Origin of the sequence: Achromobacter sp. ACM02 (genome assembly GCF_014851605.1) — a bacterium.
Taxonomy (GTDB): domain Bacteria; phylum Pseudomonadota; class Gammaproteobacteria; order Burkholderiales; family Burkholderiaceae_B; genus Achromobacter; species Achromobacter aegrifaciens.
The window spans coordinates 622,898-635,970 of record NZ_JACUZY010000001.1 but is presented as its reverse complement, the minus strand read 5'-3'; the positions used below and the strand labels follow the sequence as shown (position 1 = coordinate 635,970).

General features: G+C 65.7%; 12 protein-coding genes. 2 read left to right on the top strand and 10 right to left on the bottom strand.

Features of this window, described 5'->3' with window-relative positions:
- Positions 1–61 precede the first annotated feature (61 nt).
- The 6 genes from IB258_RS02915 to IB258_RS02890 all read right to left on the bottom strand — a co-directional run bounded on the left by IB258_RS02915 (position 62) and on the right by IB258_RS02890 (position 8,134).
- Positions 62–511, bottom strand: coding sequence for a thioesterase family protein (locus IB258_RS02915; protein ID WP_119451480.1), 450 nt, complete (start codon positions 509–511; stop codon positions 62–64).
- The gene (locus IB258_RS02910) at positions 508–1,665 is read right to left on the bottom strand and encodes an FAD-dependent monooxygenase (protein ID WP_119451481.1); all 1,158 of its coding nucleotides are present in this window, start codon (positions 1,663–1,665) and stop codon (positions 508–510) included. Before IB258_RS02910 ends, IB258_RS02915 begins: the two co-directional genes overlap by 4 nt.
- Positions 1,662–2,516 (bottom strand): VOC family protein, encoded by an 855-nt coding sequence (locus tag IB258_RS02905; protein ID WP_119451482.1) that lies wholly within the window; start codon positions 2,514–2,516, stop codon positions 1,662–1,664. Before IB258_RS02905 ends, IB258_RS02910 begins: the two co-directional genes overlap by 4 nt.
- Positions 2,513–4,216 carry an AMP-binding protein gene (locus IB258_RS02900; protein WP_192352107.1) on the bottom strand — a complete coding sequence of 568 codons (1,704 nt, stop codon included), beginning with the start codon at positions 4,214–4,216 and terminating at the stop codon, positions 2,513–2,515. Before IB258_RS02900 ends, IB258_RS02905 begins: the two co-directional genes overlap by 4 nt.
- A gap of 48 nt (positions 4,217–4,264) precedes the next feature.
- A complete protein-coding gene (locus tag IB258_RS02895) occupies positions 4,265–5,449 on the bottom strand; it encodes an alpha/beta hydrolase (protein WP_119451542.1) in 1,185 nt (394 codons plus the stop codon).
- A 222-nt stretch (positions 5,450–5,671) separates the two neighbouring features.
- On the bottom strand, positions 5,672–8,134 hold the full coding sequence (locus IB258_RS02890) for a penicillin acylase family protein (RefSeq protein ID WP_192352106.1): 2,463 nt from the start codon (positions 8,132–8,134) through the stop codon (positions 5,672–5,674).
- A 320-nt stretch (positions 8,135–8,454) separates the two neighbouring features.
- Here IB258_RS02890 and IB258_RS02885 point away from each other — a divergent pair, with 320 nt between their 5' ends.
- Positions 8,455–8,862 carry a hypothetical protein gene (locus IB258_RS02885; RefSeq protein ID WP_082401051.1) on the top strand — a complete coding sequence of 136 codons (408 nt, stop codon included), beginning with the start codon at positions 8,455–8,457 and terminating at the stop codon, positions 8,860–8,862.
- 9 nt (positions 8,863–8,871) lie between these two features.
- A complete protein-coding gene (locus IB258_RS02880; RefSeq protein WP_013393765.1) occupies positions 8,872–9,093 on the top strand; it encodes a YMGG-like glycine zipper-containing protein in 222 nt (73 codons plus the stop codon).
- A 51-nt stretch (positions 9,094–9,144) separates the two neighbouring features.
- Here the strand turns inward: IB258_RS02880 and IB258_RS02875 are convergent, their stop codons facing one another.
- Genes IB258_RS02875 through IB258_RS02860 form a run of 4 tightly spaced genes read right to left on the bottom strand, consistent with a single transcriptional unit; the run spans position 9,145 to position 13,021 of the window.
- Positions 9,145–9,975 (bottom strand): SDR family NAD(P)-dependent oxidoreductase, encoded by an 831-nt coding sequence (locus IB258_RS02875; RefSeq protein WP_225588727.1) that lies wholly within the window; start codon positions 9,973–9,975, stop codon positions 9,145–9,147.
- Complete coding sequence (locus IB258_RS02870) at positions 9,972–10,712, bottom strand: SDR family NAD(P)-dependent oxidoreductase (RefSeq protein WP_225588726.1); 741 nt, start codon at positions 10,710–10,712, stop codon at positions 9,972–9,974. Before IB258_RS02870 ends, IB258_RS02875 begins: the two co-directional genes overlap by 4 nt.
- Before the next feature lie 22 nt (positions 10,713–10,734).
- Positions 10,735–12,066 carry an MFS transporter gene (locus IB258_RS02865; protein ID WP_054454873.1) on the bottom strand — a complete coding sequence of 444 codons (1,332 nt, stop codon included), beginning with the start codon at positions 12,064–12,066 and terminating at the stop codon, positions 10,735–10,737.
- 22 nt (positions 12,067–12,088) lie between these two features.
- Positions 12,089–13,021 (bottom strand): alpha/beta hydrolase, encoded by a 933-nt coding sequence (locus IB258_RS02860; protein ID WP_370539811.1) that lies wholly within the window; start codon positions 13,019–13,021, stop codon positions 12,089–12,091.
- Positions 13,022–13,073: the final 52 nt, after the last annotated feature.

The following is a 13,073-nucleotide window of genomic DNA, read 5'->3' as shown; positions in this document are numbered from 1 at the left end:
TGACCGGGGCATCCTAAGGTTTTATTGCCTCCCTGGCAAATATCCCGCCCGTCCCGCCTCTTCAGCCATCATGCGTCGTGGCGCCGTGCCGCAACAGCACCTCACGCAAGGAGGCGGGAATGGGCGTGCCCACCCTTGCGTCCTGCCGTACGCAGATGGGGGAAAACACCGCCGCAAATACCGGGCTTCCGTCAGGCCGGGTGGCGTGCGCCCGGATATCGAATGAACGCGTGCGCAGCGCTCCTAGACTACATGCGATATGGACTACGTCTCCCGGCCAGAGCGTACCGGTAAAGTCTAAGGACATGCCCCGGCACGGCGTGCCGACCTCATGCGCCTCGCCCAAGCGCTTCCCTTCCCCGAGATGCTCTGTATACAGCCCCACCGCGCCCAACAGGTAGTCGGTAAAGCGCCCGGTATAGACCACCCCCGCCGGATCGCAATCCCCCCATCGCACCTCGCGCCGGACCACGAAGGGGTCGAGGCTCAGGACCATCTCGGTGGCTTTCATGGTTGTCCCTCGCACTCGGCAGGCATCAGCCCGGCCGCTTCGAATTCCCGCACCAGGGCCGGATATTGCTCACGCAGCCGGCCGACGTCGACGCGCCCGGTGCGCGTCATGAAACGCAGCACGAACTCCCGCGGTCCATACTGATCCATCCAGTCCCGCATGCGCTCGTACCAGTTGAAGGAAGCTTCCGACGCGCCTATCAGCTTTTGCTTTTGCGGCTGGCGCGTGGCGCAATATGAAGCCAGCGCACCAGGAATATCGCCGGGCGAACCATTCAATGCATCGGCCAGCGCGATGGCGTCCTCCATGGCGATACGCGTGCCCGACCCGATGGAAAAATGTGCGCTGCTGAGCGCGTCGCCTATCAGCACCCGGTTGCCCACGCACCAGTTGCGCGCGCGTATGACCGGGAACTGGCGCCAACTGGAATGGTTCGAGACCAATGCGTGTCCGTCCAGTTCGGGCGCGAATACCTGTTCGAACAGCTGCTGCCGCGCCTCGGCACTCATCGCCTCCATGCCCAGGTCCTGCCAACTGCGGTGATCGCATTCCGCGACGAAGGTGCTCATGGATGCCGAATAGGGGTAGTAGTGCGCCACAAAGTAACCAGCGCCGTGCTTGCGGAACACCAGGCTTGGGGATGGGAAGGCCTTTGCGACGCCATACCAGGCGAAATGGTTTGTGAGGCTGTACCGGTGCACGTCGAACCCGCACTCGTCACTGTCACGCACCCGGGAATTGATCCCGTCCGCGCCAACCACCACATCGGCATCGAGCGCCTGGAAATCATCGATCCGTTCCTGGTAGCGCACATCCACGCCCAACCGCCTGGCGTGTACGCCCAGGATGCGCAGCAGCTCGATGCGCGCAATGGCGCCGCCGCTGCCGGGGCGCTGCACCGTGACCGGCGTCTCGTTCGACACGATGACCTGCCGGTCGCTGAAGCGCATGGCGCCGGCGAGCGCGTCGAATACCCCGGGGGAGGCATCCCGCAATCGATCCAGCCCCTTGTCGGCCATGACTACGCCGAAGCCGAAGGTGGCATCGGCCGGGTTCTGTTCATACACGGTGACGGCCGCGGCCGGTTGGCGCTGTTTCAACAGGATGGCAAGAAACAGGCCCGCCGGCCCGCCTCCGATGATGGCGGCTTTCATGCGAGCTCCAGAGGTGCAATGGACAGGACGTCCATGTCGAACTGTTCGATACGGCCGCTCAACCCGCCGGTCAAGGCGCCATACCAGACGGCCGGTTTAAAGCCCAGTTCCTTGCGCTCGAACCGCAGCCCAGGATTGCCCAAGATGCACAGATAGCCGTTTCCGGCGGGCTGCGTGGAATAGCCCGCGCTGCCGCGGGCGGCATCCAGCAAACCCTTGAATTCGGGCACGTCCAGTACATAGATGGCCGCCTTGTCCTGCGCCTGCCTGCCCAGCGCGGCGCCCTTGGCCCGCCACACCGGCTCGATGGAGTCAAAGCCGCCCTCCTCCAATGCCATCGCGGCTTCGAGCGTATTCTGGGCGTCCTGCGCGTCTTCCGCGCTGAAGGGCCGCACCTGCCAGGTGATTTCGATGGGATAGCCGTTGGGATCGTTGAAGTAGATGGATTCGATCACCTCGTGGCGGATCTGGTAACGCAAGGGAATCCCGACCGCCTCCACGCGAGCGCGCCATCGCAGCAGCTCGGCCTCGCTTTCGACCCGCCAGGCGGTGTGGGTAGCGCGGTCCTGGTAATGATCCGTGGGCGTCAGGCGCTCGGGACGCTGCGTGCCGATGTAGTAGAAGAAGGCGATGGTGCTGCCATTGCCGCTGTCGAAAAAGAAGTGCAGGAAATCAGGATGGTTCTGCGGGCCCCATCCCTTGGCGGAAATGGCATGCACCAGCGGCAAGCCCAGCAGGTCGCGATAGAAGCGCACGGTTTGCGCGAGCTTCCAGGTCGGCCTGGCCGTGTGGTGCACTCCGTGCAGCCGCACCTTGGGGATGGAAGAAAGTTCAGGCAAGGACGGGCTCATTTGGCGTGTTCTCCATTCGTTTGCTGGCCGCGTTCGGCCTCGAGCGTGGCGGCGATCTGGCCGCGCAACGCTTTTTTGCTCAGCTTTCCAGATGCGGAAAGGGGAAATTCTTCCACGACTTCCAGGCGTTCAGGCCACTTGAACTTCGCCAGCCCGACCTCTTGCAGATAGCCGCAGACCATGGGTAGCGTGAGCGCCGCGCCAGGGAGGCGAGCTATCACGAAGGCACAGACGCGTTCCCCGTAGACCGGATCCGGCATGGCCACCACGGCCGAGGCCAGGATGGCCGGATGCCCGTTAAGCACGTTCTCGACCTCCTCGGCGTTGATCTTTTCGCCGCCGCGGTCCACCACGTCCTTGATCCGCCCGCAGAAGTAGTAGTAGCGCCGGCCGTCGTGCACTTCGCAGCGCATCAGGTCGCCCGAGCGGTAGAAGCCGTCGGCCGTGAAACGACCGACGTCCTCCGCCTCCGACTTGTAGTAACCGCGTATGGTGTAAGGCCCCCTGAACAGCGCTTCGCCGGTTTCACCTACAGGCACTTCGGTGTCGGTGCCGGGCGTCACGATCCGGACCTCGTCGTGGCCCGAAACCGGCCGGCCGACCGAATTTTCGAGCACGTTCGCGCTGTCGCCCTCCTTGGCGAACATGATGACGCCCTCGGTCATGCCGAAGATATGGAATGCGGGCGATCCGGTGGTTCTGGCCAGGCCCGCGGCGTTGCGAGGCGTAATGAAACGGCGGCGCGCCTTTACGCTGGCGTCCGCGCGGTCCAGCTCGGGCAGGATGCGGGTCAGGATCGGGCCCGCCACGCCGAACCAGGTGGGCCGGTAAGTCCGCACCAAGCCCTGCAAGGTGGCTTCGTCCAGGCTGCGGCATACGGTGACCTGAGCGCCGCTCAACAGGAATGGACCGAAGAAGCAGCCCATGTTCAGGTTGTGCATGTAGGGCGTGGGAAAGAACAGCACGTCGTCGCTGGTGTAGCGGTTCCAGGCTGCCACCGCCCGCATGTTGTAGAGATACTCGGAATGAAAGCGCGGGATGATCTTGGGCACCCCGGTCGTACCGCCCGACAGCTGGAACACCGCCACCTGGAACGGATGCGCCTGCACTTGCGCAAGGCGCGCGCGGGCGGCTGCCAGCGGCGTGGCCGCGATCAGGCCGTCTATCGTGACGGCACATCCGCGAGCGGACCCGCGCGCCTGTACGACATGCGCCAACGTCGGCACATGCCGCTGCATCTCTTCTGCGAATGCCACGTCGTCGAACTTCGGATCGTCGCCCTGGACAAGGTGCAGCCGTGCTTGCGCCAGGTTTCCCAGATATTCGATCTCCAGTTTGCGGAAGGCCTGCAAGGAGCAGATGGGGATGATCCCCGCCTTCAGGCAGGCGCAGAACGCCACCAGCAGTTCATGGCTATTGCCGCACTGGAAGATTGCGCGGTCCAGCGGCCGCAGGCCCAGATCCAGCAGCGCCGCGCCCAGCCTGTCGCTGCGCTGGTCCAGCTCACGGTAGGTGTAGTGACCGTCCGGCCCTACCAGCGCCAGCCTGTCGGCGTGAACGGCAAAGGCATCGCGCAGGCCGCCCGCCAGGGTTTCCCCAGTAAGCACGCCCTGGCGCACATACTCGCGCACCCTGTCTTCATCCGGGTAACGCACGCCCAGCAGGCGCTCGGCCGGCAAGATCCTTTCCAGACTCGTCATTGATCGTTCCTCTTGCGCCCGTGGCGGGCGTGTCTACGGATTGCCCGGTCAGAAATGCGCGCGCAACCACGCTTCCAGATGCTGGGCCGCTACCGTCCTGCCGGCGGGCTCGTCCTTGGCCAGCGCCATGCCATGGTGGTTGCCGCGCACCCGCACATGGGTCTTGGCCTGTGTACCGATCTGGCCGTGGATGGCGACGATGTCGGCCGGGAACGTGCATTGGTCTCCGGTGTACTCGATCAGCAGCGTCGGCTGCCGCACGGCCGGCAGGGTCTGCTCCAGCGCGGCATTGGACGAGAGTCCCGACCAGGTCGACAGCCAGGACTCCGGCGTTACTATCCGGGCAAAGCCCACGCTGCCCCAGTTGGACACGAAGGGATCCTTGCCCCAAAGCGAGCCGGTCTTGCGGTCCGAAGGATCCAGCGTGATATCCCAGGCCCTGGGGTCCGCATCCGTGCGCCAGACGTGAAAGATCGGCGCGAATGCGGCCTGCTGCCGGTCCAGCGGCTGCAGCGAACCCGCCTTGACCTTGCCGCGGGCATCCTGCTTGGCGGCGAGCAAGGCGCGCGCTTGCTGGTCGATGCGCCGCACACGCTCGACCTGCGCGGCACGATACTTATCGAGAAACGCCTGGTCGTACCGCGCCTGCCCCGTCCGCGCGTCATAGCCGTTCTCGGCGCTGAACGGATCCAGCGCCGGATCGGTACGCATCGGATCGGCTTCGTCAACGACCGAGGGATCCAGACCAGACATGAGCAGCCTGCCTTGCCCCGGATGCGGCGACAGCAACACCAGTCCGTCCACCACCGGCATGGCGAGTTCGTTCAGCTTGGTGGGGCGGCCGGCAGGCGTTTTGCCGATACGGGAATCCGGCGCCAAAAGGGACTGCTGGTTGTACAGCGCATACAACCCGGCGCCGCCCGAATTGCCCAGGAGGACGATGCGTTCGTAGCCAAGATCCCGCAAGTGCTGCATGCCCGCCGCCACATCGAACAAGGCGATCTCATGCTCCAGCCTGAGGTCGTTGCCGATCGAGCGCGGCCCCTGCACCCAGCAGGCGCAGCCCGCATCGAGCACCGTCGGCACCATATAGTGCGTAACGGACATCTCGCGCGGATGCATCAGGGATACGACCGTACGCTCCTTGCCTGTCGCCGTGAACAGGAAGCCCAGGGTCCGCTGGCCGTCGGCCGTGCCCAAGGCGTAAGGCACAACCTTATAGGGCCGCTGCATCAACTCGGCATCCCAGGATGCCCCCCGCATGCCTGCCGTCACTGCGGCCATCTCTTTCTCAGCCACGAGCCTCTCCAATTAATTAACACCCAGGCAATTAATTTATGAGATATTTATCTGGGTGTCAATTAATTCTCGATAAGGCCAGCGCGGCGCATAAAAAAGCGCCGGCAGACGCCAATTATTGGCGCTTGCCGGCGTGGTCTTTCCTGGCCCTCTCCGTCAGCGCTGTACCGGACGCAGATTCAAGGTACCCGCCTTCTCGCTATCCACCTTGGCGCGGCTGAACGCCATGGGGAAATACTCGCCCGTTGCCCAGTCCTTGAGCAGGTTCTGGTAATACGGGCTGCGCGGGTCGGCGGATTGTCCCGGCACGTTCTGCATGCGCGAGTTGTCCCAGTCAGCCACGTCGATCACCTGGCGGTATGACGCGCCGCTGGTCTGGCGGAAGTCGCTGGCGCGGAAGGTGGCGCGGTGCACGGTGTCGTTGTCGCCGCTGACCGGATAGCGCGGCGTGCCGTAGGCATTGGCGGTGGCCTCGGGCAACAGGCTGGCCAGGCTGTGCTCGAACTGGATGTGGTGCAGCTTGCCCCACTGCCATTGCGAGGAATCCGGTCCCAGCTTGGCGCGCAGCTTCTGCAAGCCGTCGTTCAGCGCCTGCAGCAGCAGCGCGTCACGGCCCTGCTGCGGCTGCGCACCGAAAGCGCTGTCCGGCGTGGCCAGCTTTTCCAGCGTTTTGGCGGTGGACAGATTGCCGAAGGCGGCCCGGCCGTTGGCAGGCACGTAGAGTTCAGTCACGCGCTTGACGACCTCGGGCAGCCAGAACTCGTACACCGTGGCCGCGCGCGATTCCGTTCCCACTCGGGCGTCCCAGTCCTTCAGCATGCTCAAGGCCTGCGACGTCGCGGGATCGGCCGAATTCAGCGACTTCGCGTAGCCCGTCAGCGTGCGCGCCGGAATGGACAGGTTGTCGTACTGCAGCGCCTGCGAACTCTGGACCGTCTGCCCCTTGCTGTCGGCCAGCACCTCGCGTATGCGCTGCACGCGGTAGGGTTCGGCCCAGGTGCGGGCGGACATGTCCTTGTAGCGGTAGTCGGCCGGCAGGTTGTATTCGTTGGCGGTGGCGACATAGCCCTCGGGAGGGTTGTAGGCGCGGGGCAGCGCGCTGCCCGGCAGGACGCCGCGCCATTCGAACTCGCCATTGCCGGGCACGGGGAGCATGCCGGACCAATCCGCGCGCGGGCGTATCGGCGCGATGCTGCCGCCGAACCAGCCGATGTTGCCGTCCACGTCGGCATACACCATGTTCTCGCTGGGCGTGTAGTGCTTTTCCATGCCGGCGACGAACTCGTTCCAGTTCTGCGCCTGGTTCAGCCGCAGGCTGGCCAGATAGGCCGCGGTTCCGGGAAATTCCAGATAGGCCGCGCGCAAGGCGTAGGCCTTGCGCTTGACCGGATCCACGTAGATCACCGGGCCGTGGCGGGTGAACTTCAGCTGGCGCGTTGCCGCTGCCTGTCCGCGCACGGGGATCGACTCATCCACCTGGCGCATCTTTTCCCAGCGGCCGTTGTAGCGGTATTCGTCCGGCCTGGCTGGATTGGTGTCGTAGACGTACAGGTCTTCCTCGTCGCCAAAGGCGAAGATCGTCAGCCCGAAAGCGATGCGGTCGTTGTGGCCCATGGACACGCCGGGCAGCGCCGGCTCGCCCGCGCCGATCACGTTCCAGCCCGGCGCGTTCAGGTGCACCATGTAGCGCAGCGACGGCATGGTGATGGACCGGTGCGGATCGCCCGCGAGGATGGGCTTGCCGCTGGCCGTATGCTGGCCGGCTATGGTCCAGTTGTTGCTCTCGTAGCGGGTCGCCATGGGGTCGAACGCCGGATCCAGCGACGCCAGCAGATTCGCGGACAATTCCTGCGCAAGTTTTTCGCGCTCGGCGGCCGCGAGCGGGCTGCGCGGGAAGTCGGCGGCGACGAATTTCTGGCCGTTGCGCGCCAGGTTGTAGTCGCCCAGGACCTTGCTGTCGACGTCGCGCACGTCCAGTCCGGCAGGCACCTGCAGCGCCAAGGGCGGCTCGAAGGTGCTGAGTCCCTGCACGGCGTTCAGGCCCAGCGCCGCGACGCGTTGCGCCATCCGCACCTCTTCGTTGAGATTGCGGGTCAGGCCATAGATGCGGATGAGCGAGGTCTCGGGGCTCCAGTAGCCGGGCTCGGTGCCGGTCAGCTTGAATTCCGGCGGCATTTGCTCGGGATTCGCCTTGACCCAATCGATGTAGGCATTGATGCCCGCCGCGAAGGACGTGAGGATCGCCTTGCCCTGCGGGTGGTAGCTGGCGAATTCGGCCTGCATGTCGCCGCGGTACAGGAACAGGCGCGCCGCGCGGTCCTGCTCGACAAAGCGCGGACCGAATTGTTCGGCCATCTTGCCCTCGCCCTGGCGGCGCCAGAGGTCCAGTTGCCAGAGGCGGTCGCGCGCCGCGTTGAAGCCTTGGGCGAAGAACAGGTCATCCTGGTTCTGCGCGTAGATGTGGGACACGCCGTGGCGGTCGCGCACGATCTCCACTGGCTGGGACAGCCCCTTCATATCGACGGTTTCTTTCTTGCCTCCGGGCGACGCGCAGCCTGCCAGCACTGCAATCAGCCCGCTCGCCAGGAATGCCGCGGCCCTGCGATTGAACGTACGCATTGACTCCTCCTCGGGTTTATTTGTCTTCTATGTGCCTGCCGGCATCGAGGGGGCCATGCCGCCCGACGCGACAGCTAGCCATATGTACAGCGAAATTCCAAAGGCGGCGAACGCTGTTTCATTTGAACAGGCTTGCCAGAATCGGTAACGTCTGCGCCAGGTCCGTGTTGAAGCCCGATGGCAGAGCGGCACGCCTCTTGCGCAAGCATGCTTTCAAGCCTAAATTGATCTGGTCGCCTGGCGCTTGGCCATTGCAAGCGAACTGCGCGCATGGCGTTCTGGTTGTTTTTCTGTCTTTTGTTCCACCAAGGAGCGATATGATGAAAGTGAAACACCTGTTAGGCCCGGCAGCCCTTGCGCTGTCACTGCTGGTCGCCGCGCCGGTGGTAGCGGCGCCTACCGACCCGGCGCCCATCATCACCGGCAAGCAATGGTCGGAGTCCGACGCGAATCTGAAGAAGGCCTACCTGCTGGGCATGGCGAACCTCATCCAGGTGGAGCAGGCCTATCAGCAGCGCCGCGCGCCGGCGGACAACCAGACGCTGATCCCGCGTTTCGCCAAGGGTTTGCAGAGCCATACGCTCGATTCGGTGCGCGAACGGCTGGATAGCTGGTACGCCGCCAATCCGACCCGGATGGACCGCCCCGTGGTCGAAACGCTCTGGTTCGAAATCGTCGCGCCCGCGGCGCCGGCCACGCCGGCCGCTCCCGCCAAGCGCGCCCGCTAGGAGTCAACCATGAAAGTCATCCGATCGATCGCCATAGGCCTCATGATGGGGTCGCTGGTAGCCTGCACCAACATGAGTTCCAAGCAGCAAGGCACCCTGTCGGGCGCGGCCATCGGCGCCGCTGCCGGCGCGGGCATTGCCGCCATCGCGGGCGGCAGCGGCTGGACTGGGGCCGCCATCGGCGCCGCCGCCGGCGGCATTGCCGGCAATATCTACGGCGACAAGCACTAAGCCTCTGCCCTTGCGCAATGGCCAGTCCCGGGCCGCGGCCCGGGACTGCGGCTACAGATTGCCGGTGGACTTGCCGATCCGCCAGTACACGCCTCCTCCCGTCATGCCGCCGTCGACCGGCAGGTCCGCGCCGGTGATGAACGAAGCCTCGGGCCCCAACAGGAACATTACCGCCGCCGCGATCTCGTCGGCATCCGCGCCGCGCGACAGCGGCGTGGCGTCGCGGTTGCCTTCATAGAACAGGCGCGCCCGGCCGGCGTCATGCACGGCATTGGGCTGCATGATCATCGGCGTTTCCACCAGGCCGGGGCATACGGTGTTGACGCGTATGCCCCGCCCCGCCAGTTCCAGCGATGCCGCCCGCGTCAGGCCGCGCAGGGCCCACTTGCTGGCGGTGTAGGCTGCGCTGAAGTAGCCGGTAAGCCCCGCCGTCGAAGACGTATTGACGATGGCCGCGCCCTGCGGCATCAGTGCGGCCAGGTTGCGGATGGCGAGGAACGGCCCATCCAGATTGATGTCCAGCAGGCGCCGCCATTCCGCGTGCGTGGTCTCGGTCACGGTCTTGCGCAGGGTCACGCCGGCGTTGTTGACCAGGCCGTAGAGCGGCACGCCCGCAGCCGAAATCTCATCGGCCAACGCCAGCCAATCGGATTCGCGGGCCACGTCCGCGACCCGGATGCGCAGCCGTTCGGCATCCTCGCCCGCCGCCGCGCGCAATTCCGCCCAGGTCGCATCGCTTTCGGGCAAGACGTCCAGCGCGTAGACGGTTGCGCCGGCCTGCAACAGGCGCAGCGCCTCGGCCGCGCCCTGCCCTCTGGCCGCGCCCGTCACGACGGCCGCCTTGCCGTTCCACCACGATGCCACGTCCTTGTCGTCGCTCATGTCTTGGACACTCCGCCGTCGACCATCAGCACGTGACCAGTGACATAGCCGGATGCCTGCGAAGCCAGATACAGCGCCGCGTCGGCGATCTCGGACGGCTGGCCCACGCGGCGCGCCGGCAGGCGCTCCACGTATTCGGCAAAGGTGGCGGCGTCGGCGTGCATCCAGCTGCTCATCGGCGTTTCGATGAAGCCGGGCGCAATGGCGTTGACGCGCAGCCCCTTGGGACTCCACTCCAGCGCCAGGCATTGGGTCAGATGGGCCACGCCGGCCTTGGCAGCCGCATAGTCGGCGCAGTTCGGGCGCGGCTTGACGCCGGCATAGCTGGACAGGTTGATGATGGCGCCGCTGCCTTGCGCGATCATGTGGCGCGCAGCCGCCTGCGCGCCGAAGAACGTGCCTTTCAGGTTGATGTCCATGGTGCGTTGCCATGCGGCTTCGTCCAGGTCCAGGGCGGGCATGCGGGCCATGAAGCCGGCGTTGTTGACCCACACGTCCAGCGCGCCGTACTGGGCAGCCACCGCGTCGGCCAGTGCGCGTACCGCCTGCGCTTGCGTGACGTCCAGTTGGCGGCAATCCGCGTCCACGCCGGACAGCGCCTCAAGGTCCAGGTCGGTGGCGACCACGGTCGCGCCCTGCTGGCGGAACGCCGCCGCCATGGCGCGTCCAATACCGCCCCCGGCCCCCGTGACAACCGCGATTTTCCCTGCCAGATCCGGATAGTTCATTTTGCTCATGTGATGATGAAAAAATTGGAGTTCAGTTGAATGCCGCGCGCTTGGCGGCCTTGTTGACTGCGGTGTTGCCGGCTTCCTCGCCCGGCAGGCGGATGTCGTTCAGGTCCATGCCCGCCGTCTCCTTGATGAGGAAGGCGCCGGCAAACGCCATCAGCCCCAGCGCCCCCACGTAGGCCGTGTAGACCCAATCCAGCCCTTGGGCGCCCAGCCAGGCATTGATGTAGGGCGCGGTGCCGCCAAAGATCGCGACCGACAGCGAAGAGATGAAGCCCACGCCCATGGCGCGCGCGCCGGTCGGCACCTGTTCGGCCACCACGGCGGGGAAGATCGCCGCCAGCAGCGCCCAGACCAGGAGGCCTATCAGCTGCCCCACGAACAGCGTCCAGGGCTGGTCGGTCACGATGTGCGATACCGGGAACACCGCCAGCGCCACGCCCAGGCCGAAGGCCATCACCATCGGCTTGCGGCCGTAGCGGTCCGCCAGCCAGCCGCAGACCGGCAGCCACAACAGGCACACCAACTGCGCGATCAGGCTGGCCGTGTAGGCGCCCGCCGGATCCATGCCCTTGGTCGCGATGGCCGTGGCCGGCGCGAAGGTGACCCAGGTGTAATACGTGGCGTTGGACGCCGCGGCGATCATCACGATGTTGCGGGCGATCTTCAAGGCCTGCCGCGCCGACACCTTCTGCGTGCCGCCCTGCTCCGCGCTGTGTTCGAAGACCTCGCTTTCGCTTGCGCTGCGGCGCAGGAACAGCGCGTAGACACCCAGCAGCGCCCCCACGCCAAAACCCACGCGCCAGCCCCAGGCTTCCATCGCGGGCTTGCCCAGCCAGGACGTCAGCAACGCCGCCAGCGCGGTCGCGGCCATGACGCCGATGGTCACGCTGACGAACACCGAACTCGACCACAGCCCGCGCCGCGCGGGCGGCGCGATTTCGGCAACATAGGTATAGGCCACGCCGGACTCGCCGCCATGCGCCAATCCCTGCATCAGGCGGCAAATGAAGAGCAATACCGAAGCCAGCACCCCGGCCTGCTCATAGGTGGGCAGCAGCGCGATTGCCAGGCTGGTCAGGGCCAGCAGGCACATGGTCAGAACCAGCGTGAACTTGCGGCCGTAGCGGTCGCCGATGCGGCCAAACAGCCAGCCGCCGATCGGCCGCGCCAGGAATCCGCCCGCGAACACGGCCAGCGTGGCCAGCAGCGCCGAACCGCGGTCGGACGGGTCGAACAGGTTCATGGCCAGATAGGCCGAGAACGTGCCGTACAAGGTCCAGTCGAACCATTCCAGGGCATTGCCCACGGCCGCCGCGCGCAGCGAAGCGTGGCGGCGTTGGCGGTCCTGTGTCTCCATCATTATTGTCGTCGTCATTTTTTTATCCGTGCTGGTCTTGGCCGAGGTGCCGCGCGAACCAATTGGCCGCGGCGCTGCTGGTGCGTTCGAAATGTTCCGTGTAGACCGAGTAATGGCCGCCGGGCAGCAGCAGCAACTCCTTGGGCTGATGCGCCGCGTTGAAAGCGTCCTGCTGCAGATCGGCAGGCGTCAGGCCGTCGCCGGTGGCGACGATCATAAGGAGCGGCGTAGGCGCGATGCGGCGCACGTACATGCCGGGCTCATAGGCGCGGGCCAATTCCAGCGACCGCAACGTGACCTCATTGACCCAGCTTGGGCAGCGGCGCGCTTCGCCCGTCATATAGTTGTAGGAGTCCGGGCCCGGATAGGCGACTGGCGCGTCGGGATCGGCATCGACCATGCGCAGCATCGCAGGCGGCTGGCCCGCGTCGCGTGCCTCGCGGTCGGCTTCGAACGCGGCCTGCAGCGCCTGCGCCTTGTCGTAGCGCACGCGCCGTTGGGCCGCGGAGAAACCGCTGGTGGTCGGAACCTGGCTGACCACGCACTTGACGCGGCGGTCGATGGCGGCCACCGTCAGCGCGTGGCCGCCGCTGTAGCTGCTGCCCCAGATGCCGATGCGCTCGCGGTCGACTTCCGGACGTTGGCGCAGATAGGAAATTGCCGAACGGAAATCCTGGATCTGCCGCTGCGGATCGATCTCCTGGCGCGGCATGCCCTCGCTGCGGCCGAGATTGCGGAAGTCGAAGGTCAGCGCGGCCAGGCCCCGGGCCACCACAGCGGCCGCGTACTCTTCCAGGTCGCCGCCGGCGACCATGGACCAGCCGTGCGCGAGCGCGACCGCGCCGACCGGGCCGCTGGCCTGCTCGGGCCGGTAGAAGGTACCGCGCACCAGATCCCCTTCGACCAGGAATTCAATCGGTTCTGCCGATCCTTTTGGACCTGATCGTTCTGGCATAGATGAACTCATGCCTGTCTCCTTATCGCTCATCAATGAGCTAAGCTTGTGT

What these genes read in the sequence shown, in the direction of transcription:
- IB258_RS02865 (WP_054454873.1), bottom strand. Translation starts at nt 12,066, where the DNA reads ATGGAGACACAGGACCGCCAACGCCGCCACGCTTCGCTGCGCGCGGCG.
- IB258_RS02860 (WP_370539811.1), bottom strand. Translation starts at nt 13,021, where the DNA reads ATGCCAGAACGATCAGGTCCAAAAGGATCGGCAGAACCGATTGAATTC.
- IB258_RS02910 (WP_119451481.1), bottom strand. Translation starts at nt 1,665, where the DNA reads ATGAAAGCCGCCATCATCGGAGGCGGGCCGGCGGGCCTGTTTCTTGCC.
- IB258_RS02875 (WP_225588727.1), bottom strand. Translation starts at nt 9,975, where the DNA reads ATGAGCGACGACAAGGACGTGGCATCGTGGTGGAACGGCAAGGCGGCC.
- IB258_RS02890 (WP_192352106.1), bottom strand. Translation starts at nt 8,134, where the DNA reads ATGCGTACGTTCAATCGCAGGGCCGCGGCATTCCTGGCGAGCGGGCTG.
- IB258_RS02915 (WP_119451480.1), bottom strand. Translation starts at nt 511, where the DNA reads ATGAAAGCCACCGAGATGGTCCTGAGCCTCGACCCCTTCGTGGTCCGG.
- IB258_RS02900 (WP_192352107.1), bottom strand. Translation starts at nt 4,216, where the DNA reads ATGACGAGTCTGGAAAGGATCTTGCCGGCCGAGCGCCTGCTGGGCGTG.
- IB258_RS02905 (WP_119451482.1), bottom strand. Translation starts at nt 2,516, where the DNA reads ATGAGCCCGTCCTTGCCTGAACTTTCTTCCATCCCCAAGGTGCGGCTG.
- IB258_RS02885 (WP_082401051.1), top strand. Translation starts at nt 8,455, where the DNA reads ATGAAAGTGAAACACCTGTTAGGCCCGGCAGCCCTTGCGCTGTCACTG.
- IB258_RS02895 (WP_119451542.1), bottom strand. Translation starts at nt 5,449, where the DNA reads ATGCAGCGGCCCTATAAGGTTGTGCCTTACGCCTTGGGCACGGCCGAC.
- IB258_RS02870 (WP_225588726.1), bottom strand. Translation starts at nt 10,712, where the DNA reads ATGAGCAAAATGAACTATCCGGATCTGGCAGGGAAAATCGCGGTTGTC.
- IB258_RS02880 (WP_013393765.1), top strand. Translation starts at nt 8,872, where the DNA reads ATGAAAGTCATCCGATCGATCGCCATAGGCCTCATGATGGGGTCGCTG.